19 protein-coding genes and 2 riboswitches are annotated in these 19,959 nt (G+C 63.9%); of the genes, 7 read left to right on the forward strand and 12 right to left on the reverse strand.

What is annotated here, in order from left to right; all coding sequences use genetic code 11:
- Positions 1-22: 22 nt before the first annotated feature.
- A complete protein-coding gene (locus tag PSEK12I1_RS0115870) occupies positions 23-1,369 on the reverse strand; it encodes a class II 3-deoxy-7-phosphoheptulonate synthase (RefSeq protein ID WP_007158492.1) in 1,347 nt (448 codons plus the stop codon).
- A 111-nt stretch (positions 1,370-1,480) separates the two neighbouring features.
- On the opposite strand from PSEK12I1_RS0115870, the gene PSEK12I1_RS0115875 reads away from it, so the two are divergent.
- Positions 1,481-2,230, forward strand: a complete 750-nt coding sequence (locus PSEK12I1_RS0115875) for a spermidine synthase (RefSeq protein WP_027602193.1) — start codon at positions 1,481-1,483, stop codon at positions 2,228-2,230.
- A gap of 282 nt (positions 2,231-2,512) precedes the next feature.
- Positions 2,513-4,207, forward strand: coding sequence for a DEAD/DEAH box helicase (locus PSEK12I1_RS0115880; RefSeq protein ID WP_027602194.1), 1,695 nt, complete (start codon positions 2,513-2,515; stop codon positions 4,205-4,207).
- A gap of 224 nt (positions 4,208-4,431) precedes the next feature.
- Here the strand turns inward: PSEK12I1_RS0115880 and PSEK12I1_RS0115885 are convergent, their stop codons facing one another.
- From PSEK12I1_RS0115885 to PSEK12I1_RS0115900, 4 genes are all read right to left on the reverse strand, one after another.
- Positions 4,432-5,676, reverse strand: coding sequence for an acetyl-CoA carboxylase biotin carboxylase subunit family protein (locus PSEK12I1_RS0115885; RefSeq protein ID WP_027602195.1), 1,245 nt, complete (start codon positions 5,674-5,676; stop codon positions 4,432-4,434).
- 60 nt (positions 5,677-5,736) lie between these two features.
- A complete protein-coding gene (locus PSEK12I1_RS0115890) occupies positions 5,737-6,960 on the reverse strand; it encodes an acetyl-CoA carboxylase biotin carboxylase subunit family protein (RefSeq protein ID WP_027602196.1) in 1,224 nt (407 codons plus the stop codon).
- Between the two features lie 99 nt (positions 6,961-7,059).
- On the reverse strand, positions 7,060-8,160 hold the full coding sequence (locus tag PSEK12I1_RS0115895; RefSeq protein ID WP_027602197.1) for an amidinotransferase: 1,101 nt from the start codon (positions 8,158-8,160) through the stop codon (positions 7,060-7,062).
- A 964-nt stretch (positions 8,161-9,124) separates the two neighbouring features.
- A complete protein-coding gene (locus PSEK12I1_RS0115900; protein ID WP_007158489.1) occupies positions 9,125-10,507 on the reverse strand; it encodes an adenylate/guanylate cyclase domain-containing protein in 1,383 nt (460 codons plus the stop codon).
- Between the two features lie 200 nt (positions 10,508-10,707).
- Between PSEK12I1_RS0115900 and PSEK12I1_RS0115905 the strand changes: the two genes are divergently transcribed.
- A complete protein-coding gene (locus PSEK12I1_RS0115905) occupies positions 10,708-11,274 on the forward strand; it encodes a nitroreductase (protein WP_027602198.1) in 567 nt (188 codons plus the stop codon).
- Here the strand turns inward: PSEK12I1_RS0115905 and PSEK12I1_RS0115910 are convergent.
- The 4 genes from PSEK12I1_RS0115910 to PSEK12I1_RS0115925 all read right to left on the reverse strand — a co-directional run bounded on the left by PSEK12I1_RS0115910 (position 11,249) and on the right by PSEK12I1_RS0115925 (position 14,631).
- On the reverse strand, positions 11,249-12,622 hold the full coding sequence (locus PSEK12I1_RS0115910) for a HAMP domain-containing sensor histidine kinase (protein ID WP_027602199.1): 1,374 nt from the start codon (positions 12,620-12,622) through the stop codon (positions 11,249-11,251). The genes PSEK12I1_RS0115905 and PSEK12I1_RS0115910 overlap by 26 nt on opposite strands.
- A gap of 196 nt (positions 12,623-12,818) precedes the next feature.
- Positions 12,819-13,253 (reverse strand): Spy/CpxP family protein refolding chaperone, encoded by a 435-nt coding sequence (locus tag PSEK12I1_RS0115915; RefSeq protein ID WP_027602200.1) that lies wholly within the window; start codon positions 13,251-13,253, stop codon positions 12,819-12,821.
- A gap of 111 nt (positions 13,254-13,364) precedes the next feature.
- Complete coding sequence (locus PSEK12I1_RS0115920) at positions 13,365-14,042, reverse strand: response regulator transcription factor (protein ID WP_027602201.1); 678 nt, start codon at positions 14,040-14,042, stop codon at positions 13,365-13,367.
- A 4-nt stretch (positions 14,043-14,046) separates the two neighbouring features.
- Complete coding sequence (locus PSEK12I1_RS0115925; RefSeq protein ID WP_027602202.1) at positions 14,047-14,631, reverse strand: septation protein A; 585 nt, start codon at positions 14,629-14,631, stop codon at positions 14,047-14,049.
- Positions 14,632-14,691: 60 nt separating this feature from the next.
- Here PSEK12I1_RS0115925 and PSEK12I1_RS0115930 point away from each other — a divergent pair, with 60 nt between their 5' ends.
- The 3 genes from PSEK12I1_RS0115930 (at position 14,692) to PSEK12I1_RS0115940 (ending at position 17,029) form a co-directional block, all read left to right on the forward strand.
- Complete coding sequence (locus tag PSEK12I1_RS0115930; protein ID WP_007158483.1) at positions 14,692-15,564, forward strand: PHP domain-containing protein; 873 nt, start codon at positions 14,692-14,694, stop codon at positions 15,562-15,564.
- Entirely contained in the window at positions 15,561-16,190 is a 630-nt protein-coding gene (locus tag PSEK12I1_RS0115935) for an L-threonylcarbamoyladenylate synthase (protein WP_027599504.1), read from the forward strand. The genes PSEK12I1_RS0115930 and PSEK12I1_RS0115935 overlap by 4 nt, the downstream gene beginning before the upstream one ends.
- A gap of 110 nt (positions 16,191-16,300) precedes the next feature.
- Positions 16,301-17,029 (forward strand): ScpA family protein, encoded by a 729-nt coding sequence (locus PSEK12I1_RS0115940; RefSeq protein WP_161796601.1) that lies wholly within the window; start codon positions 16,301-16,303, stop codon positions 17,027-17,029.
- Here PSEK12I1_RS0115940 and PSEK12I1_RS0115945 read toward each other — a convergent pair.
- From PSEK12I1_RS0115945 to PSEK12I1_RS0115955, 3 genes are read right to left on the reverse strand one after another with little or no spacing between them, the layout of a single operon-like run.
- Positions 17,020-17,394 (reverse strand): cobalamin biosynthesis protein, encoded by a 375-nt coding sequence (locus tag PSEK12I1_RS0115945; RefSeq protein ID WP_027599502.1) that lies wholly within the window; start codon positions 17,392-17,394, stop codon positions 17,020-17,022. The two genes, PSEK12I1_RS0115940 and PSEK12I1_RS0115945, sit on opposite strands and share 10 nt — an antisense overlap.
- Complete coding sequence (locus PSEK12I1_RS0115950) at positions 17,394-18,071, reverse strand: CbtA family protein (protein WP_027602204.1); 678 nt, start codon at positions 18,069-18,071, stop codon at positions 17,394-17,396. Before PSEK12I1_RS0115950 ends, PSEK12I1_RS0115945 begins: the two co-directional genes overlap by 1 nt.
- A gap of 12 nt (positions 18,072-18,083) precedes the next feature.
- Entirely contained in the window at positions 18,084-18,269 is a 186-nt protein-coding gene (locus PSEK12I1_RS0115955; RefSeq protein ID WP_007158478.1) for a CbtB domain-containing protein, read from the reverse strand.
- 85 nt (positions 18,270-18,354) lie between these two features.
- Positions 18,355-18,561: riboswitch (cobalamin riboswitch) on the reverse strand.
- Between the two features lie 58 nt (positions 18,562-18,619).
- A riboswitch (cobalamin riboswitch) is annotated at positions 18,620-18,803 on the forward strand.
- Between the two features lie 102 nt (positions 18,804-18,905).
- Here PSEK12I1_RS0115955 and cobW point away from each other — a divergent pair.
- Positions 18,906-19,958 (forward strand): cobalamin biosynthesis protein CobW, encoded by a 1,053-nt coding sequence (gene cobW, locus PSEK12I1_RS0115960; RefSeq protein WP_027602205.1) that lies wholly within the window; start codon positions 18,906-18,908, stop codon positions 19,956-19,958.
- Position 19,959: the final 1 nt, after the last annotated feature.

Raw genomic sequence — 19,959 nt, forward strand, 5'->3', positions numbered from 1 at the left:
GGCGCGCCGCGCCCTCTCTGCCTTAGCGGCGAATGCCCTTGAGCGTCTCGGCGATCATGAAGGCCAATTCCAGGGACTGGTCGGCATTCAGGCGCGGGTCGCAATGGGTGTGGTAGCGATCGGACAGGGCGTCTTCGGTGACCGGGCGGGCGCCACCGATGCATTCGGTGACGTTCTGGCCGGTCATCTCGATGTGGATGCCGCCCGCGTAGGTGCCCTCGGCCTGGTGCACGCCGAAGAATTCCTTGACCTCGCCCAGCACGCTGGCGAAATCCCGGGTCTTGTAGCCGGTGGACGCCTTGATGGTGTTGCCGTGCATGGGGTCGGAGCTCCACAGCACCTGGCGACCCTCCCGCTCGACGGTCTGGATCAGGCGCGGCAGGTGGTCGCCGACCTTGCCCACGCCCATCCGCACGATGAGGTTGAGGCGACCCGGATCGTTCTCGGGATTGAGGGTGTCGATCAGGCGGATCAGGTCTTCGCTGGTGGTGGAAGGACCGACCTTGACGCCGATGGGGTTGTTCACGCCGCGCAGGAATTCGACGTGGGCGCCGTCGGGCTGGCGGGTGCGGTCACCGATCCAGAGCATGTGCGCCGAGCAGTCGTACCAGTCACCGGTCAGGCTGTCGCGGCGGACGAAGGCTTCCTCATAGTTGAGCAGCAGCGCCTCGTGGGCGGTGAAGAAATTGGTTTCCTTGACCTGGGGTGCGGTGTCCAGGCCACAGGCGCGCATGAAGGCGAGGGTCTCGTCGATGCGGTCCGCCAGCTGGTGGTAGCGGTCGGCCAGGGCCGAGTTGGCGATGAAGTCCAGATTCCAGCGATGCACCTGGTGCAGGTCGGCGAAACCGCCCTGGGCGAAGGCGCGCAGCAGATTGAGGGTCGCGGTGGACTGGTTGTAGGCCTGGATCAGGCGCTGCGGGTCGGGGATGCGGCTGCCTTCGGTGAAGTCGATGCCGTTGACGATGTCGCCACGGTAGGCTGGCAGGGAGACGCCGTCCTGGACCTCGTCGCCGGAGGAACGCGGCTTGGCGAACTGGCCGGCCATGCGGCCGACCTTGACCACCGGGCAGCCGGCGGCGAAGGTCATGACCACCGCCATCTGCAGGAGCACCTTGAAGGTGTCGCGAATCTTGCCGGCGGAAAATTCGAAGAAGCTTTCCGCGCAATCGCCGCCCTGTAGCAGGAAGGCCCGGCCCTGGGTGACCTCGGCGAACTGCCGGCGCAATTCGCGGGCTTCGCCGGCGAACACCAGCGGCGGATAGCCGGCCAGGGTGCGCTCGACATCGGCGAGACGGGCTTTGTCGGGGTATTCGGGCTGTTGCTGGATGGGCAGGCCTCTCCAGCTGGTGGGGCTCCAGGGCGCGGACATGATTCTCTCTGAGGGTGCGATGAAGCCGTCCATGGTAACCGATAGCGGCGGCATGGCTCGATAGACAGTGCCCATCGCGGCTACCATGGACGGCTATAGAGGAGGGTGGTGATGGTCGAGACGGAAGTGTTGCTGGAAGAGGTCGTCGATGACCATGGCCGGATCCGGGTGGTGGAGGTGGGGCCTTATCGCTTCCTGGAGTTTGGCGAGGAGGTGGAACAGAGCTGCGTCTTCACCGCGGACCCCGCCTGGCTGGAATACGACTACAACCGCGCCATGCTGCTGGGCGCGCTCTGCCACCCGCAGCCGCGGCGAGCGCTCTTTCTCGGCCTGGGCGCCGGCACCCTGACCCAGGCCTGCCTCAAGTGGCTGCCCCTGGAGGCGGTGGAAGCCCTGGAGCTGCGCCCCGCGGTACCGCGCCTGGCACGCCAGCATCTGGGCCTCGACGAGGACCCGCGCCTGGCCATCCGCATCGGCGATGCCCTGGACCTGCTCGACAGCGCGGCGCCTGCCGATCTGATCTTTGTCGATCTCTATACCGATGTCGGTCCGTCCAGTGCCCATCTGGCCTGGCGCTTCCTGGAAAACTGCCAGGCCAAGCTCAACCCCGGCGGCTGGCTGATGATCAACCAGTGGAGCGCCACCGACGGCAAGCCCCTGGGCGCCGCACTGCTGCGCGGCCTGTTCCGCCATCATTACTGGGAGTGCCCGGTGGTCGAGGGCAATGTCATCCTGCTGGTGCCGGCCAGTCTGGAGCAGGAGCTGGACGAGGCGGGCACGCGGCAGCGCGCCCGGGAGTTGACCCCGCGGATAGGGTTCGATGTGGAGGCCTATCTGGACAACCTGCGTGCGGCAACCTGACCACAAAAGTAGACCAAGGTTCTCTGGAGAAATGTCCAGGGTTCGGGTATCATTCGCCCCGGTCTTTTTGACCTTCCGTTCAGGAACTGCATTTTCCCGGTCCGCCGCCATGGCCACACCGGTCGTGCGTTCGCCCGACGGCGAACAATCCTAGACGCTTCACCCCTTTTTCATCCGCTATTTCGCAAAAAGCTCACACCTTGGCTGCCTGGGCGACTTCGGTCATTCGGATAAGCGCAGCTCTTGGCTTTGGGGTCTTTGCGAAGCACACGAGGCAAGACAATGACCCAGGACACCAGCGGTTTCGCTGCGCTCAATCTCAATCCCGCCATCCTCGCCGCCATCAAGGCCGTCGGCTACGAAGAGCCGTCGCCCATCCAGTCGCAGTCCATCCCGGTGATTCTCTCCGGCCACGACATGATCGGCCAGGCCCAGACCGGTACCGGCAAGACCGCAGCCTTCGCTCTGCCGCTGCTCTCCAAGCTCGACCCGTCCCGCCGCGAACCCCAGATTCTGGTGCTGGTTCCCACCCGTGAACTGGCCCTGCAGGTGGCTACCGCCTGCGAAACCTATTCCACCGAGATGCCCGGCGTGAAGGTCGTGGCCCTCTACGGCGGCGCGCCCATGGGCCCGCAGCTGAAGTCCCTGCGCATGGGCGCCCAGGTTCTGGTCGCCACCCCCGGTCGTCTGTGCGACCACCTGCGTCGCGACGACAACCTGCTGGCCACCGTCCAGCACCTGGTGCTCGACGAAGCCGACGAGATGCTCAAGCTGGGCTTCATGGATGACCTCGAATTCATCTTCGAAGCCATGCCGGAATCCCGCCAGACCGTGCTGTTCTCGGCGACCCTGCCGCCGTCGATCCGCGCCATCGCCGAGCGTCACCTCAAGGAGCCGCAACACGTCCGCATCGCGGCCAAGACCCAGACCGTCGCCCGCATCGAGCAGGCGCACCTGATGGTCCACGCCGACCAGAAGCCGGCCTCGGTGCTGCGCCTGCTGGAAGTGGAGAACTTCGACGCCCTGATCGCCTTCGTGCGCACCAAGCAGGCGACCCTGGACCTGGCCGAGCTGCTGGAACGCCAGGGCTATCGCGTCAGCGCCCTGAACGGCGACATGCCCCAGGCCCAGCGCGAGAAGACCATCGAGTCGCTGAAGGATGGTTCGCTGGACATCGTGGTCGCCACCGACGTCGCCGCTCGCGGCCTGGACGTGGCGCGCATCACCCACGTCCTGAACGTGGACATGCCCTACGATCCGGAATCCTACGTGCACCGTATCGGTCGTACCGGCCGTGCCGGTCGTGAAGGTCGCGCGCTGCTGCTGGTCACCCCGCGCGAGCGCCGCATGCTGCAGGTCATCGAGCGCGTCACCGGTCAGCGCGTCGGCGAGATCCGCCTGCCCGACGCCGAAGCCGTGCTGGAAGCCCGTATCTCCCGCCTGGCCGATGGCGTGGGTTCGCTGCTGGCCGATGCCGACACCACCCATGGCGCCCTGCGTCAGGAGCTGTGCGAGCGTCTGCAGTGCGATCCCTCGACCCTGGCCGCGGCCCTGCTGGCCAAGCTGACCAGCGGCCGCGCCCTGGACATCGAGTCGGTCCGTCGCGAGCAGCCGCTCACCCCCGGCGCCGGCCGTGGCGATCGTCCCCGTGGCGAGCGCAGCGAGCGGGGCGATCGTCCCGAGCGTGGTGAGCGTCCGGACCGTGGCGAGCGTCGTCCGATGCAGCCGCTGCCGGAAGGCCGCGTGCGCTGCCGCACCGCCCTGGGCGCCCGTGATGGCGTCGCCGCCAAGAACCTGCTGGGTGCCATCATCAACGAAGGCGGCATGGATCGCGAGGCCATCGGCCGCATCCAGATCCGTGACTCCTTCAGCCTGGTGGAGCTGCCCGAAGAAGGCCTGGAGCGTCTGCTGACCAAGCTCAAGGACACCCGCGTAGCCGGCAAGGCCCTGCGCCTGCGTCGCTATCGCGAGGATTGATCCCTAGGCTTTTGCCTGGCGATAAGAGGCCCCGGCGCTGCAAGGCGTCGGGGCCTTTTTGTTGCGCTGGAAGCCTGGTAAGACCAACCCTGTACTCACGCACGTATACGCTACGGGTCGCCGTTTCCCGGCGCCTGCGAAGGGACTGGTAGGTCGCCAAATCCACGGGAACGGTCTCAGGCGAGAACGGTGAGAGGAGCGCGGATTGCGAGCGCTGCTAAGGGCTAGCTGCCTCTGACAGCGAGATGTACCTGGTAATGTTCCAGAACGTACTGGACGTCTTCAGCGACTCTTCGCCGCTCCCCACAGAATACGAAAGTACCCAGGCCATCCTTGTGGCAGAAAAAGGCGCCCGACGCTATGTCTCCCGGACGCGGTAGGGTCTTCATGCTCAATGTCGAAAGGCTTTCGATCGCTGCGAGCGTCAGGTGGGAGACATGGAGCGTTTCGCGGGACAGGTGCTTTTTCGGAAACATCATATAGGCCCAGGCTTCGCAGCGGCGGCTGGTCTGCAGGGATTCACAGAGGCCGAGTTGCAGGGCGAGGTGAAGCAGGCGCAGGTCCAGGCCATGAGCGAACGCTATCATCTCGGTCGTATGTCCGCCGCCCGGGCGGAAGGCGATTTCCAGCAATTCCAAACCAGCGCCTGCGTCGCCGAAGGCTTCGATGTGATAGACCCCGTCAGGGCAATCGAACGCAGCTATCACTCGTTCGGCGAAGGGACGCCAGAGCGCCTCGAGATCCTCCTGGGGAACTGAGAGATACCCCAGTGGTTGCTCGGCAAGGTAGTCGATGGGTTTCCCCAGGTATTCACCGGCACTGAGGAACGCCAGTTGCTTGCCGAGAACGATGGCATCGAGTTGATACAGAGGCTGGCTGTTATAGGTTTCGATGATGTACTGGTGTTCGCTCATGTCCTGGTAGCTGTCACCCGTATCGCGGGGGAGGCCGGAGAGCTCGCGGGCATCGGTGATGATCCTGACCCCCACGGCGCCCGCCAGCGATCGGGGTTTCAGAATGACCGGAAGGGTCGCCGCGCCGCTTTTCAGCTCGTCGAAGGTGACTTCCTTGGCGGTGGGTATATTGAACAGCTGGGCGATCTGTTTCATCCGCTTCTTGTCGCGAAACCGCACAGCCATATCGAGCGTAAGCCCTGGCAAGCCCCAGCGATCGTTGGCCCACGCCGCGACGTGCACCGCGAATTCGTCATTGGGAAGGACTGCGGTAATGGCGTAGGTGTCGGCGATTCGACCAAGGACGCTGTCAATTTCGCCATGGACGGCGAAATCCCGGACCAGGAAGGTGTCGCTCCGCATCAATTCCGCTCCAGCCTGGCCCAACAGGTCCTCCAGGAGGTAGACGAATGTCCATCGCGCTAGCTCATAGGTGTCCCTGAGTCTGGCGACCACCTCATCGACATCCAGTTCGGAGGAAATGATCAATAGGGTGTTGGGCTGGTCAATTCTCATGATGAACGGGGCCTTTGGTCGTGGCGGATATCTATGGGAGCAGCGGTCCCAGGCCGCTATCTACGGTTCAGCGGCCACAGCGACGCTGTAATGCCTGTTCAGGTAGTCGATGTCCTGAAGCACGAGATCGCGATCGCCGCAAAAGACGAATGAGCCCAGCGAGTCCTTGTAGCAGTAGAATTCTCCCGAAGCGACGTCGCCGGCCTTGGGTATCGAATGGGTGCTAAGCGTTGGCAGATTTTCCAGGGGTGGTAAGGCCACCTCTGTGACGTAAAGCGGTGTGAGGGAAAGGTGCTTTTTAGGAAAGGTCATATAGCCAAAGGCTTGGGCCCTCCGCTGGATATCGACTGAAGGATCCAGGCCCAGTTGTGCCGCGAGATGGATTAGCTTCAGGTCCAGCCCGTAGACCATCTCTATCATCTCGACAATGGCCGCGCCGCCAGGTCGATAGGCGATTTCCAGTAGTTCTGCGCCAGCAAAGGCCTCTATGTGATAGACCCCGTCAGGCGCGTCAAAGGCGGCTATCACGGATTCGGTAAAATGGCGCCAGATATCCTCGATCATCTCCTCGGGAACCGCTATCACGCCGACCGGTTTTTCCTGCAGGAAATCCATGGGTTTGCCTAGATATTCGCCGACCGATAGGAAGGCCAGTGTTCCTTTACGGACGATACAATCAATATGGTAGATGCAGGCTGGATTATAGGTTTCGATAAGATACTGATGTTTGCTCATATCCTGATATTCAGGGTTCGAATCGATATCGATGGACGACATTTCGTCTGCTTCGGTAATGATCCGGACGCCTTGAGCGCCCGCCAGCGAACGCGGTTTGACGATGATGGGAAACTGCACCTGCCCAAGCTTGATTTCATCGAGCGTTATTTCTCTGGCGGTCCTGATTCCTGCGCGCTGAGCGATCTCTTTCATTTTTTTCTTGTCGCGAAACCTTTGCGCCTCTTCTCGGGTGATGCCTGGAAGTTGCCAGCGCTCATTTGCTGAAGCGGCTACGTAGAGCGAAAATTCGTCGAAAGCCACCGCGGTAGAAATGCTGTAGTGGCGAGCTATCTTATCAAGCGCTGCCTCTACCTCGGTGGCAATGGCGAAGTCAGAGACGAGAAAGTTTTCCGGGCGTTCCAATTCCTCTCGCGCCTCGCCCAGATAATCCTCCAGCAGGAAGACGAAACTCCAGGTCTGCAGGTCATACTTCGCCTTGAGCGCCGCTACGTTCAAGGCGACATCCAGGTCGGAAGAAACGATCAGTACCGTATGTTCGAGCTGCATTTCCAAATCCTGTTATGCTTGCGGCTATTGGTGCGCGCAGGGCCTCGGGCCCTGCGCGCTTAGAGCGCCCCACTATTTCCAGATGGGCGCCGGAAGTCTTCAGATATAACTTTTCAGGCTTCCGCGCCGTTTGACATCCAGCGTGGCACAGTGGAAGGAGCCACCGAAGGTCTGAAAGTGCTTGAAGGGACAGAGGATGGTCTTGAAACCCCACTGGCGGAAGGCGTTGATCAGAGCCTCCTCGTCCTGCTCGACGACCACCGTTCTTTCGTCCAGCATCAGCACATTGATGTGAATCCACTTGGAAGTGATGTAAAGAGGATGGTCGTCGGGCAGGTTGGACGGCGGCGGAGTCAGGATTTCCCAATCTTTGAAGATGTCAGGAATCTGCGGTACCCAGCCCTTGTTGACGAGTACGCGGCCTGGCGCCAGCGGCAGTATCGTCGTGTCGATGTGCATGGGTCCTGGCTCTTCGAACTCATAGATGTGGATGCGATAATCCGATCCGAGGGTTCTGCGCAGCCATTCGATGCCCTTGTTATTCGTTACATGGCTACGCTGGCCGATGATGTCGCGGCCCATCTTCATGAAGTCGGCCGCGTCAAATAGCGGTTCCACCTCGGTGATTATGGAGTTGAATGGAATCTCCTGGTCGAAGTCATAATCCTTTTTCCAGATGTTGTCTTTCAGCATCGGCTTGGGGGCTGAGATCCAGTCAGCACCTCTGCTAAAGTAATCGTTCAGGATGTCACGAAAAGCGAAGGTCTCGAAGTAACGGCTGCGCCAGGCCATGGGCACTTCAATGATCTTTTTGCCGATTGCGAAAAGGCAGTCCCTTGGCATGGCGGAGTAGAAGGTGCCACCTGTAGTGAAATGGGGAGTCACTATGGGCTGATGGTGATTGAACTCGTTTGGCCGTTTTACTCTTATGCCCTCGGCTTCCAGGATCCTGGCCAGCGTATTGACTTCCTGTCTGGCCTTGATGACCAGCTCTTCCGGAAATCGCTGTCCAGAGTATGTCTGGAAAAAGTCGCTCGACTCTCTGGGTATGATGGCTCTCAGACCGGTATCCCATTCAGGTACGCGGATGTCATCCATTATGCCAACTATGACCTCCTCCAGGGGATCCCACTCCGTATAGACTTCTACGGGGCTTTCCAGGTTGGAAAAGGATGACGGCTCTTCTGTTTGGAATTCCATGATAAATGGCCTTCGGCAGTAAATGAAGAGTATATGTTTGGCGAAAAAATAGTGGGTGGCAAGAGAGGCGGTTAGGAAGTTATATATTGTCGGATTATAAGATGACGGTATTCGTATGTGGTGGTCGGGTGCCGGTGCTAAGGGTGCGGGTGAGTGTACGCGCCTTCTGCTTAATTTATAGTTCTTGCTTGGGTGGTGATTTGTAGTGGATGTTCCTGATTACTGCTGCGTTTTTCTGAAATACCTGTGGTTGGCGGCTTGGCCTGGTTAGGCTAGTTCATATAACGAAGATACGCCGGTCCGCGCGATAGGTATTGGCATGCATGTAGTAAGCAGGCCGAAAATTGATATGCTGATAGTATTTCTTTGGAAATCATGCTGCTGGCATGTTCATGGCTTATTAAAGTCGCTTCGCGAGATTCCACGTTGCGTGGAGGGGCTACGGGGCGCTATCGAAGGCCCACTGTGGAAGTTGCTCAGGAGGTTGGGCTGCACCTTGCCAGCATCGGTACCCTGTGACGCGAAGATACGCTGGTCAAGGCTGATCACCGCCCGGCTGCCTTTCCTGCAAATCGGGATAGGCCGGTTCGCCAGCGGCACAAAGGGAGATGCCTCATCACTGGGGGTGCTCGTCCTGGAGTCACAGATAAGTCTTCGGCGTCGAATGCTCCCGGAAGGGGCAGGGCAGCCTGGGTATCGAAGGCCTAGGCCTTTCCAGCGGGGCCGCAGCAGCACGTTCGCTTCAGCTCAGACCGCTGCCTCTTCGCCGAGCAAAGATGCGATCTGGTGGGCGGCAATAAGTATTGCCAAGGGAGGGCAGGCTTGGCTGTGCTTGGTGGCTGTCAGCGATATATCAGCATCCTACCGAGCAGCAGTCCGAATGCCGCCTGCGCTGGCGGTCTGGTTGCGCCCAGCCAAGGGCGCCGAGGTACGTCCAGATGCGGCCGCAGGGTCTGCGGTCGCTTTAAAGAATTACCTTGTCCTTGAGCTTTTCCGCTGCCAGCTGCAGCGCCTGGATGACCCGCTCCTTGTCGTAGTTCTGGATGTTGTTGGTATCCAGGTACATGGAGAAGCCCGGCAGTTCGTGCTCGACATAGCTGGGAGAGGCGCCCAGGTCGCGACGGAAGTCCACCACCTGATAGATCTGCACCGGCTTGCTGAAGCCCTTGACGGTGATCCAGCTCTTGTCGCGGCACATGATGGTTTCCTTGACCAGCGAGTAGGTCTCGTGGCTGATCAGGATCTCGCCGGCATCGGCGGCATTCTCCAGGCGGCTGGCCAGGTTCACTTCGCGACCGATGATGGTGTAGTCCATGCGCGTGCTGGAGCCGAAGTTGCCGACCGTGCAGTAACCGGTGTTCAGGCCCATGCGGATCTCCAGCGGCTTGTTGATGCCCTGGCTGCGCCACTGCTGGCGCAGGACCTTCATGTGCTTGCGCATGGCGATGGCCATGGAGACCGCGGCCACGGCGTCCTTCTTGGCGCCCTGGCTGTTGGCGTCGCCAAAGAACACCATCACGCAGTCACCGACGAACTTGTCGATAGTGCCACCGTATTTGACGGCGATCTTCGACATCTCGTTGAGGTAGTTGTTGAGCATGTCGGTGAGGGCTTCGGCCTCGAGTTCTTCGGACAGCTCGGTGAAGCCCTTGATGTCGGAGAAGAACACCGTGATCTTCTTGCGCTGGGTGCCCAGGGCGATGTGCTGCTTGCCGGTGAAGATGGACTCCCAGACCTGGGGCGAGAGGTATTTGGCCAGGTTGTGCGCCAGGATCGCCGACTTTTCCTGCTCGCGCTTGAGATCGTCGTTGATCTGGATGAGGCGCTTGCGCTGGCGATGCAGGAAGTAGCCGGTGCCCCAGAGGTGCAGCATGGTGCCCACCACGCTGGTGACCGCCACCAGCAGCGGACTGGTGAGGTCGACACCCTGGAAGAAGGTGGCGCTGCCCAGCGCCGCGGCGCTGGTGGCGAACAGCAGGCACAGGCCGAGCAGGCGCGGGCCACCGCGCAGCATGCTGGTATAGCCGAGCATGAACAGCAGCATCAGGGTGGGCATCAGCGGGAAGCGCAACACCACCGCGGCCATGCCGACATGGATGGCGTCCAGGGCGGCGAGGATGATATCGGTCTGGGCGCCGCGATCGCGTCTGAGCTTGAGACTCAGGGTCTGGGCCACATGGGGGTAGAGCAGGGCATAGGGGATCAGCCACAGGCCCACCGCATCGGCCTGGGTGTAGTACCCGGCGGTGACGCTGGCGGCGGCGATCAGATAGGCGAATACCCGGGCGTAGTAGACGCCCAGGCTGTCACCGGACGCAGCGAGGAACCGGTTGAGCGCAAACTTCATCTGTCGGGTCCGTTTCGAAAAAGGCGAGAGGTCGGGATAAATCCGTTCGCGACGATGAAAGCGGCCGGGTTTTCTAGCATTCGCGATCTTAGCCGACCGCCCCGGTAGCGGCCAAGAATGTCAGCCATTCCGCTGCTGTGACAGCCAAATTCGGCAGTCGTCCCTGGGGTACACTGCGGCATCTTTACAGGAGAGACGCTATGGATGCCCTCGAAGCCCTTTGCAATCGCGCCTCGGTCGGTCGCCTGATCGAACCGGGCCCAACGCCCGCGCAACTCGAGACCCTGCTGCGCGCCGCGGACCGAGCGCCGGACCACAAGCTGCTGCGCCCCTGGCGGCTGATCCTGGTGAGCGGCGCCGGCCGCACGGCGCTCGGCGAGCTCTATGCCGATGCCCTGCGCCGGCGCGAGCCCGACGCAGATGCGGCGGCCCTGGACAAGGCGCGGCGCATGCCGCTGCGGGCCCCCCTGGTGATCGCCGTCGTCGCCACGCCCCAGGAACACCCCAAGGTGCCGGTCCAGGAGCAGATCATCACCGCCGGCTGCGTCGCCCACGGCCTGGTCAACGCGGCCTTCGCCCTGGGCCTGGGTGCGGTCTGGCGTTCCGGTGAGTTCAGCTACGATCCCTGGGTGCTGCAGGGGCTGGGACTGGCCGAGGACGAACAACTGGTGGGCTACATCTACCTGGGCACGCCGGAGATGGCGCCGCGGATCCCGGCGCCGCGTGATCTGAGCGGCCAGGTCAGCCATTGGTCAGGACCGGTCTGAGCGGCAGGGTGACGGTGGCGAGAAAGCCGCCGTCCGGGTGATTGCTCAGGTGCAGCTCGCCACCATGGCGCTGGATGGCGCGGCGGGCGATGGCCAGCCCCAGGCCATAGCCGGTGGCCTGCTGCTGATCCGAGCGGAAGAAGGGCTCACCCAGCCGGGGCAGGTCGTCGACCTTGACTCCGGGGCCATGGTCACGCACCTGGATGCACACCTCGCCCGCGGCGGCGGTCGCCGAGATGACGATCGGCAGGGCGGGCGGGTTGAAGCGCAGCGCATTGCGCAACAGATTGTCCAGGGCCCGTTCCAGTACATCGGGCCAGCCGTCCAGTCGCAGGGCGGCGGGAACGTCCAGCTCTACCCGCTGCTGCGGGGCGCTGAGCTGGGCATCCTCAACCAGGCCTTCCAGCAGCGGGTGCAATTCCAGCTGCTCGGGCGGACCGGGATCCGCTTCCTGGCGAGCCAGGGCGAGGATCTCGCCGATCAGGGTTTCCAGGCGATCGCATTCCAGGGTCAGGCGCGGCCACATGTTGCCCAGGTCATGGGGATCGGAGCGTTCGGCCAGCGCCAGGGCGATGCGCAGGCGGGCCAGCGGGGAGCGTAGCTCGTGGGACACGTCGCGCAGCAGCTGCCGCTGGCTGTCGATCAGGCGCTGCAGATGGGCGCCCATGCGATTGAAGTCTTCGGCCAGCACGCCCAGTTCGTCCTTGCGGCGGGCGAGGCGGGCGAGGGTGTCCTGCTGATAGGCGGTCTGCCCGAGATCATGGACCGCACGCCTGAGATGATTGAGCGGACGGGTCAGGCTGAGGGTCAGCAGCAGGCTGAACAGGGTCAGCACCACCGTGGCGATGGCCAGCATGCCGACCGGCCAGAACAGGCTCTGGCGGCGCCAGGCGCCCAGTTCGGGGGTGGGCAGGTGGTAGATGAACAGGTAGGTCTGGCCGCTCGGGCTGGTGTATTCGTCGGTCAGGCGTCGCCAGGGCAGCGGCCGGTTGGGGTCGCGGGCGCCAGGACCGGGGCGCTGCTGACGCTGCGGCTGGTCGAGATCCTGGTCGAAGATGCGCGGTGGCAGGGTGCCGCGCACCAGGGGCGAGCCGTTCTCGCCCAGCACCAGCACATCGATGCCGTAGCGGCCCTTGCGCTGTTCGAGCAGGCCTTGGGCGGCGGCGGGACCGTCGTTTTCATAACGTTGCACCCACTGTTCGGGGAGATCGCGTAGGCCGGGATGCTGCGCGAGGATCCAAGAATCCTGGTCGGCCAGGTGGCCGAGCAGCATGGTCAGGCCGACCGCGGACAGGATGGCCAGCCAGAAGGTGGCGAAGATGCGCCAGAAGAGGGAACGAAAAACCATGCAGTCGCCTTAGAAGCTGCTCAAAGTCTGCTGCGCGTCGGCCAAACGGCGTTGAAAATGCCTTCGGAATGCTCATTTACCACTCGTAAACTCCGCTTCCTCAGGCATTTTCGCCTTGTTTGTCTCTAGCTCGCGAGACTTTGGCAGGTTCTTGGTCAGACGCTGCGCCGAGGACCATCGGCGCAGCGATCGGGGATCAGGAGGACTTGTGGTCCTGCTTCCACTGCTGGAACTCGGCCCACTCCTTGGCGCGATCCTCACGCTTCTTTTCCATTTCGTCGAAGCGCTTCTGCTGATCGGGCTTGAGCAGGGCGCGAATGGACTGACGGGTCTTGTCGCGACTGCCATCCAGCTGATCGTGCAGGGCCTTGCGCTGATCCTCGGGCAGCTTGTCGAGGTAGCTCTTGACGATCTCGCGCTGCTGCCGGCGTTCCTCGCCCATCAGCTTGCCGACCTGCTCGCGTTGCTCGGGGGTCAGCTTGAGGCCGCGCAGAGGGCCATCGCCACGCGGACCGCCATCCATCAGCTTGCCGTGGGGCGGCGGGGTGATGTCGGTGCTGTCCTGGGTAGCGGCCAGGGTCAGGGTCGGCAGCAGGGCGGCGAACAGCACGGCGGGCATGAGTTTGCGCATCGGGAAATCTCCTTGGGATGACCGGTGCAACACCGGATGAGCCCAGTCTAGGAGCGGGGGAGTCAGTGGCGGTCAGCGGGGGTAAAGAGGGGGTAAAGGCTGCGCGGTGGGCTAGACGCTGTAGTAGTAGCCGCGGCCCCGCAGCGCCAGGATGCGCGGACGACCGTCGGCATGGCTGCCGAGCTTGCGGCGCAGATTGCTGACATGCATGTCCAGGCTGCGATCATAGAGGGTCAGCTTGCGGCCCAGGGCCGCCTGGGCCAGGGCCTGCTTTTCCAGGGGCTCGCCCGGTTGCCGTAGCAGGGCTTCGAGGATGCGGCTCTCGGTGAGGGTCAGGGTGATCTCGGTTTCGCCGATGTTGGCGACGCCGCGCGCCAGACTCAGCGACAGGTCGCCCAGCTGCAGGCGGGCTGCAGGCTGGGCCGGATGACTGCGTCTGAGGATGGCTCGGAGGCGCGCGGTGAGTTCGCGCGGATCGCAGGGTTTGGCCAGGTAGTCGTCGGCACCTAGCTCCAGGCCGAGGATCCGGTCGAGGGGTTCGCCCCGTCCCGATAGCATGAGCACGGGCAGTTGCGGATGATCGCTGCGCAGCTGCTTGAGCAATTCCAGGCCACTGCCGTCAGGCAGCATCACGTCCAGCACCACCACGTCCGGCGTCGCCTCGCGCAACTGGTTGCGGGCGTCGCTACCGGCATGACAGGCGGTGACCTCGAAGCCTTCCTGTTTCAGCCAGGCACCGAGCAGGTCGCACAGTTCCTGGTCGTCATCGATCAGCAGTATCTGACTCATGAGATCAGTCTCGCGGTTCATCCATGGGTTGCAGATGGCGCGCCAGATAGAGGCCCTGACCGAGCATGAACACCAGGGTCATCGCCAGACTGCCAAAGACCTTGAAGTCGACCCAGAAGCTTTCGTAGGTGAAGGCCACGTAGAGATTCGCGCAGCCGCAGACGATGAAGAAGACGATCCAGGCGACGTTCAGCCGCGTCCAGATAGGGGCTGGCAGGCGCACCGCGTGGCCCAGCATGCGCTGGATCAGCGGCTTTTCGCCGATGAAATGGCTGCCCAGGAAGGCCAGGGCGAACAGCCAGTTCACCACCGGCGCCTTCCACTTCAGGAAGGTCTCGCTATGGAAGGCCAGGGTCATGCCACCAAACACCAGGCAGGCGATCAGCGTCAGCCACTGACTCTTCTCCAGCCGGCGCTGGGTCGCGAAGATCGCGCCGTAGACCACCAGGGAAGCGACGATCAGCACCGCGGTGGCGCTGAAGATGCCGCCCAGGGTAAAGGCGTGCCCGGCGAACTCCAGCGGACGCGGATCGAGCTTGTAGACCAGGAAGAACAGGAGCAGGGGGATGAAATCGATGAATTGTTTCATTAACGCAGCCGATAGCAGTGCATCGCGGCATAATACCTGATGAAGCCGGAGGAGAAAGCCATGCGTATCGACCTGCACTGTCATACCACCGCGTCGGACGGCGCCTTCGCGCCCGCCGAGGTGGTCAGACGCGCCCACGAGCGCGGGGTGCAACTGCTGGCCATCACCGATCACGACACCCTGGATGGCTATGCCGAAGCCCTGGAAGCCGCGGACGGCCTGGGTCTGCGCCTGCTGCCCGGGATCGAGATGTCCTGTACCTGGGGTGGGGCGACCCTGCATGTGCTGGGCTACAACTTCGCCCCCGAGGCGCCCGAATTGAACGCTGCGCTGGAAGCCCTGCACGAGGGACGCTGGGAACGCGCCCGGGAAATCGACCGGCGGCTGGCGGCCAAGGGCATGCCCGGCACCCTGGACGGCGCCCGGGCGGTGCAGCTGGCCCTGGGCGACAGTCGCAATGCGCCGGCCCGGCCGCATTTCGCCGAATACCTGGTGCAGGCGGGCTTCGTCGAAGACCGCGGCGATGCCTTTCGCAAGTGGCTGGGCGGCGGCAAGCTCGGCGACGTCAAGCAGCACTGGCCGACCCTGGCCGAGACCCTGGCGACCCTGAAGGGCGCCAAGGCATGGATCAGTCTGGCCCACCCGCTGGCCTATGGCTTCACCCGCACCAAGCTGCGCAAGCTGATCGGAGAATTCGTCACCGGCGGTGGCCACGCCATCGAGGTGGTCAATGGCGTGCAGCCGGCGGAGCAGGTCGGCACCCTGGCAATTCTGGCGCGGGAATTCGGTCTGATGGTCAGTGCGGGCAGCGATTTCCATGCGCCGGCCGACTGGTCGGAGCTGGGGATGTACCGCCCGTTGCCCGAAGATCTGCCGCCCCTCTGGGCGCGCTTCAGTCAACCGCTGTACCCTCAGAATCGGGAACCCCAATGAGCCAGTTCATCGAGATTCATCCGCAGAATCCCCAGCCGCGGCTGATTCGTCAGGCCGTGGAAATCATCCAGTCCGGCGGTGTCATCGCCTATCCCACCGATTCGTCCTATGCCCTGGGCTGCCGTATCGGTGAGAAGAGCGCGGTGGAGCGTATCCGCCGCATCCGCCAGCTCGACGACAAGCACAACTTCACCCTGGTGTGCTGCGATCTGTCCGAGCTGGGCATCTATGCCAAGGTGGATACCAGCGCCTTTCGCCTGCTCAAGGCCTACACACCAGGACCCTATACCTTCATCCTCAACGCCACCCGCGAGGTGCCGCGCATGCTGCTGCATCCCAAGCGGCGCACCATCGGCGTGCGGGTGCCCCAGCATCCCATCACCCTGGCGCTGCTGGAGGCGCTGGGCGAGCCGCTGATGAGCGTGAGCCTGATCCTGCCGGGGGATGACGAGGCCCTGGGCGATGCCTGGGAGATCCGCGAGCGTCTCGAGCATTTCGTCGACCTGGTGATCGAGGGCGGTCCGGGTGGCCTGCAGCCCTCCACCGTGATCAGCCTGGCCGACGACGAGCCGGAAGTGATCCGCGTCGGTGCCGGTGATCCCACGCCCTTCATGATCGAAGCATGAGCGAAGCCCTGGACCCCCAGCTGCTCGAACCCGAGCAGCTGCGCCTGGCGCTGGTCTATGGCGAGGCCTTCACCGAACTGCCCCAGGACCTCTACATTCCGCCGGATGCGCTGGAGGTCTTTCTCGAAGCCTTCGAGGGGCCTCTCGACCTGCTGCTCTATCTGATCCGCAAGCAGAACATCGACATCCTCGACATTCCTGTCGCCGAGATCACCCGGCAGTACATGAGCTACGTCGAGCTGATGAAGGCGGTGCAACTGGAGCTGGCCGCCGAATACCTGCTGATGGCCGCCATGCTGGCGGAGATCAAGTCGCGCATGCTGCTGCCGCGCGCCGAAGGCCTGGAGGCCGAAGAGGAAGATCCGCGCGCCGAACTGATCCGCCGGCTGCAGGAATACGAGCGCTTCAAGAAGGCCGCCGAGGACCTCGACGACCTGCCGCGGGAGGGACGCAACTTCGTGGTGCCCAGCTTGCCGGCGCCCGAGGCGCGGGCGCGCAAGCTCCTGCCCGAGGTGGAGCTGGGCGAGTTGCTGCTGGCCATGGGCGAGGTCCTGCGCCGCGCCGACCTGTTCGAGAGTCACCAGGTGACCCGCGAGGTGCTGTCCACCCGCGAGCGCATGAGTCAGGTGCTGGAGCGCCTCAAGGATGGCGCCTTCGTACCCTTCGTGGCGCTGTTCACCCTGGATGAAGGCCGGCTCGGGGTGGTGGTGACCTTCATGGCCATCCTCGAGCTGGTCAAGGAATCCCTGGTGGAGCTGGTGCAGAACGAGCCCTTCAGCCCCATCCACGTCCGCGCCCGGGTCAGAGACACCGACGCGGAAGAGGTCGCTCAGGCGTAAGCCAGCGCTGCCGTCGCGGCCGCGCTCTTGCGCTTGCCGACCCGCAACCGGGCGCCTTCACCGGCCGCGGCCAGGGCCGCGGCTTCAGCCACGCTGGGACTGCCGGTGTGTTGCAAGGCGACCGCACTCGGCGCGGCGATACCCTCCTGTTGCGCCAGACGTTCGGCGGAGAAGCCCTGCAAGGGCAGTTGCCAGCGCTGGGCCAGGTGTTGCAGTGCGTTTTCCTCCACACGGCGGTCCACCGTCGCCAGCGCCGTGAGGGCGTTGGGGTCACAGCCGGCCTCCTGCAGCACCGCCAGCGCCAGCGCGGTCAGCTCCTCCACCGAACAGCCCCGGCGGCAACCCAGGCCCAGGACCAGCGCCATCAGGCCTGAGGCGCCTGGCGATGGAACAGCCAGCTGCAGGCGAGTCCCAGGAGCAGCCAGAACGGCAGATTGCTGGCCAGCACGGCGATCTGGAAGTGCCGTTGCAAGGCCTCCGGTGCCAGGCTCGCCTGAGCGACGGGTTGGGGCGCACCCAGCAGATGTGGAATGAGCAGCAGCCCGAGGGCGGCGATCTTGAAGCCGGGATGGCGAGTGAACGCCAGGAGCGCGAGCGCCGCGGCAGTGGCACCGGCAGTGCCCAGCCACCAGGCTTGACGCAGGGTGAGATCCGCCGCGGCCGTGCCGGGTAGCTCCGGCGGCAGGCCGAGGCTGGGCGCCAGGCAAAAGGTGGCATAGCCGGCCAGGCCCCACAGCAGGCCCTGGTGCAGGCGGGTCGGGCCTCTTAGATTGAACAGGCCCGCCAGGATCAGGCCGAAGCCTACCGCCACCACCAGGTTGCCGCCAAAGGTCGACAGGGTTCGCGGCCAGCCATCCGCCGGCGTCCAGGCTGCTTCTTCACCATGATGATGCTGTCCGGCCATGGCGGGCGCCTCGGTCTGGACCTCGTAGGTTTCCGCCTGGAGGATGAGCGGGGTCAGCCACAGGCTTTGCAGGGCACTCAGCAACAGGGCCGCAAGGAGGCCGGCCACGCCGGCACTGAAGGCAATACGCTGGAACATGGCGAACTCCTTTTAGTGGCAGGGGAAGCCTTCGCTATGGCGGGTATCGTGAGCGCCGTTGTGCAGCGCCTCGACATGGGAGAAACCGGCCAGAAGCACCAGGCCCAGGCCGAGCAGGCAGGCGAGCAGGGTGGCGGTCAGACGCTGGGTGCGGGTACTGGTCTGGGGCAGGGCGGTGGTCGAGCGGGTAGCGGTCATGGCAGGGCCTCGGAGTCGAAGCGGCAGGGACGCGCCGAGGCAGCGAGCCGCAGGCGGCCGCCGTCCAGCACGACCGCCCACCGCGGGTTGCTTGAAAGCAGCAGGCCGGTCTCCGGACTCACGAGGGTTGCAGGCTGCAACTACCAGGATCGCCTTCCCCAGACTTGCCGGCCGGGTGGCTCTGTGATCCTGCGCTCGTCTACCGTTGCGGGGGCAGTGCCGGACTCGGACCGGCTTCCCGTTTCACCGCGACCCTTGGCGGAGTCGCGACACCTGAAGCAGCGGCGAGCAGACCACGCGCCTCGTCCGCCGGTCAAGTCTGGCCGATTGACACCCCGGCGGGGCGCTCGTAGCCTGTCGCGTTCCGAGGTGCTCTTGTCGGCAAGAGCTTGAAAGGGAACGCGGTGCGACACCGCGGCTGCCCCCGCAACTGTAAGCGGCGTTTTTAGCCTCTCCACCAGGCCACTGCTCACGCGGGAAGGCCGGAGCCGGGCGCCGCGAGCCAGGAGACCTGCCTCGCCACGTTTCGAACACGCAACCGGGCGGGGTGATCCGGGCTGCCATTGGGGCCTCGCCGCGGCGCGAGCGCCTGGCATGCCTGCCCGTCTTCTTTCGCTTTCTCTCTAAGGGCAGCCCATGAAAACCCTGGCCAAGACCCCCGTCACCATCGTCACCGGCTTCCTCGGTTCCGGCAAGACCACCCTGCTGCGGCACATGCTCGACCACGCCGAAGGCCGCCGCATCGCGGTGATCGTCAACGAATTCGGCGAGCTGGGCATCGACGGTGAAATCCTGCGCCAGTGCAGCATCGGCTGTACCGAGGAAGAGGCCCAGGGCCGCGTCTTCGAACTGGCCAACGGTTGCCTGTGCTGCACCGTGCAGGAAGAATTCTTCCCGGTGATGAAGGAGTTGGTAGCCCGCCGCGGCGACATCGACCATATCCTCATCGAGACCAGTGGCCTGGCCCTGCCCAAGCCCCTGGTGCAGGCCTTCCAGTGGCCGGAGATCCGCAACGCCTGCACGGTGGATGCGGTGATCACCGTGGTCGACAGCCCCGCGGTGGCGGCCGGCACCTTCGCCGCCCATCCCGAGCAGGTGGACGTCCAGCGCCGCCAGGACCCCAACCTCGACCATGAATCGCCGCTCCACGAGTTGTTCGAAGACCAGCTCGCCAGCGCCGATCTGGTGATCCTCAACAAGGCCGATGGCCTGGATGCCGAGGCCCTGGCGCGGGTACGTGCCGAGGTCACCGAGGAGTTGCCGCCGGCGGTCAAGGTGGTGGAAGCCAGTCGCGGCGTGCTGCCGCTGTCGGTTCTGCTGGGGCTGCAGGCCGAATCCGAGGCCCATATCGACAGCCGTCCCACCCACCATGACCTCGAAGGTCATGAAGACCACGATCACGACGAATTCGACTCCTTCGGCGTCCAGCTGCCCGAGGTGGCCGAGGCGGCCCTGCTGGCGGCCCTGGCCGAGGTGGTCAAGACCCATGGTGTGCTGCGGGTGAAGGGCTTCGCGGCCATCGCCGGCAAGCCGCTGCGACTGCTGGTCCAGGGGGTCGGCACCCGCTTCGACAAGCACTTCGACCGCCCCTGGAAGACCGATGAGACTCGCAGCACCCAGCTGGTGCTGATCGGCCAGGAGTTGGACCAGGCGGCCATCACCGCCCAGTTGCGCGCCGCGGTCGCCTGAC

The sequence above is a fragment of the Pseudomonas sp. MOIL14HWK12:I1 genome (genome assembly GCF_000510705.1).
Taxonomy (GTDB): domain Bacteria; phylum Pseudomonadota; class Gammaproteobacteria; order Pseudomonadales; family Pseudomonadaceae; genus Chryseomonas; species Chryseomonas oryzihabitans.

What these genes read in the sequence shown, in the direction of transcription:
- PSEK12I1_RS0115885 (WP_027602195.1), bottom strand. Translation starts at nt 5,676, where the DNA reads ATGAGAATTGACCAGCCCAACACCCTATTGATCATTTCCTCCGAACTG.
- PSEK12I1_RS0115955 (WP_007158478.1), bottom strand. Translation starts at nt 18,269, where the DNA reads ATGACCGCTACCCGCTCGACCACCGCCCTGCCCCAGACCAGTACCCGC.
- cobW (WP_027602205.1), top strand. Translation starts at nt 18,906, where the DNA reads ATGAAAACCCTGGCCAAGACCCCCGTCACCATCGTCACCGGCTTCCTC.
- PSEK12I1_RS0115920 (WP_027602201.1), bottom strand. Translation starts at nt 14,042, where the DNA reads ATGAGTCAGATACTGCTGATCGATGACGACCAGGAACTGTGCGACCTG.
- PSEK12I1_RS0115930 (WP_007158483.1), top strand. Translation starts at nt 14,692, where the DNA reads ATGCGTATCGACCTGCACTGTCATACCACCGCGTCGGACGGCGCCTTC.
- PSEK12I1_RS0115870 (WP_007158492.1), bottom strand. Translation starts at nt 1,369, where the DNA reads ATGTCCGCGCCCTGGAGCCCCACCAGCTGGAGAGGCCTGCCCATCCAG.
- PSEK12I1_RS0115910 (WP_027602199.1), bottom strand. Translation starts at nt 12,622, where the DNA reads ATGGTTTTTCGTTCCCTCTTCTGGCGCATCTTCGCCACCTTCTGGCTG.
- PSEK12I1_RS0115880 (WP_027602194.1), top strand. Translation starts at nt 2,513, where the DNA reads ATGACCCAGGACACCAGCGGTTTCGCTGCGCTCAATCTCAATCCCGCC.
- PSEK12I1_RS0115915 (WP_027602200.1), bottom strand. Translation starts at nt 13,253, where the DNA reads ATGCGCAAACTCATGCCCGCCGTGCTGTTCGCCGCCCTGCTGCCGACC.
- PSEK12I1_RS0115935 (WP_027599504.1), top strand. Translation starts at nt 15,561, where the DNA reads ATGAGCCAGTTCATCGAGATTCATCCGCAGAATCCCCAGCCGCGGCTG.
- PSEK12I1_RS0115895 (WP_027602197.1), bottom strand. Translation starts at nt 8,160, where the DNA reads ATGGAATTCCAAACAGAAGAGCCGTCATCCTTTTCCAACCTGGAAAGC.
- PSEK12I1_RS0115875 (WP_027602193.1), top strand. Translation starts at nt 1,481, where the DNA reads ATGGTCGAGACGGAAGTGTTGCTGGAAGAGGTCGTCGATGACCATGGC.
- PSEK12I1_RS0115905 (WP_027602198.1), top strand. Translation starts at nt 10,708, where the DNA reads ATGGATGCCCTCGAAGCCCTTTGCAATCGCGCCTCGGTCGGTCGCCTG.
- PSEK12I1_RS0115945 (WP_027599502.1), bottom strand. Translation starts at nt 17,394, where the DNA reads ATGGCGCTGGTCCTGGGCCTGGGTTGCCGCCGGGGCTGTTCGGTGGAG.
- PSEK12I1_RS0115890 (WP_027602196.1), bottom strand. Translation starts at nt 6,960, where the DNA reads ATGCAGCTCGAACATACGGTACTGATCGTTTCTTCCGACCTGGATGTC.
- PSEK12I1_RS0115950 (WP_027602204.1), bottom strand. Translation starts at nt 18,071, where the DNA reads ATGTTCCAGCGTATTGCCTTCAGTGCCGGCGTGGCCGGCCTCCTTGCG.
- PSEK12I1_RS0115925 (WP_027602202.1), bottom strand. Translation starts at nt 14,631, where the DNA reads ATGAAACAATTCATCGATTTCATCCCCCTGCTCCTGTTCTTCCTGGTC.
- PSEK12I1_RS0115900 (WP_007158489.1), bottom strand. Translation starts at nt 10,507, where the DNA reads ATGAAGTTTGCGCTCAACCGGTTCCTCGCTGCGTCCGGTGACAGCCTG.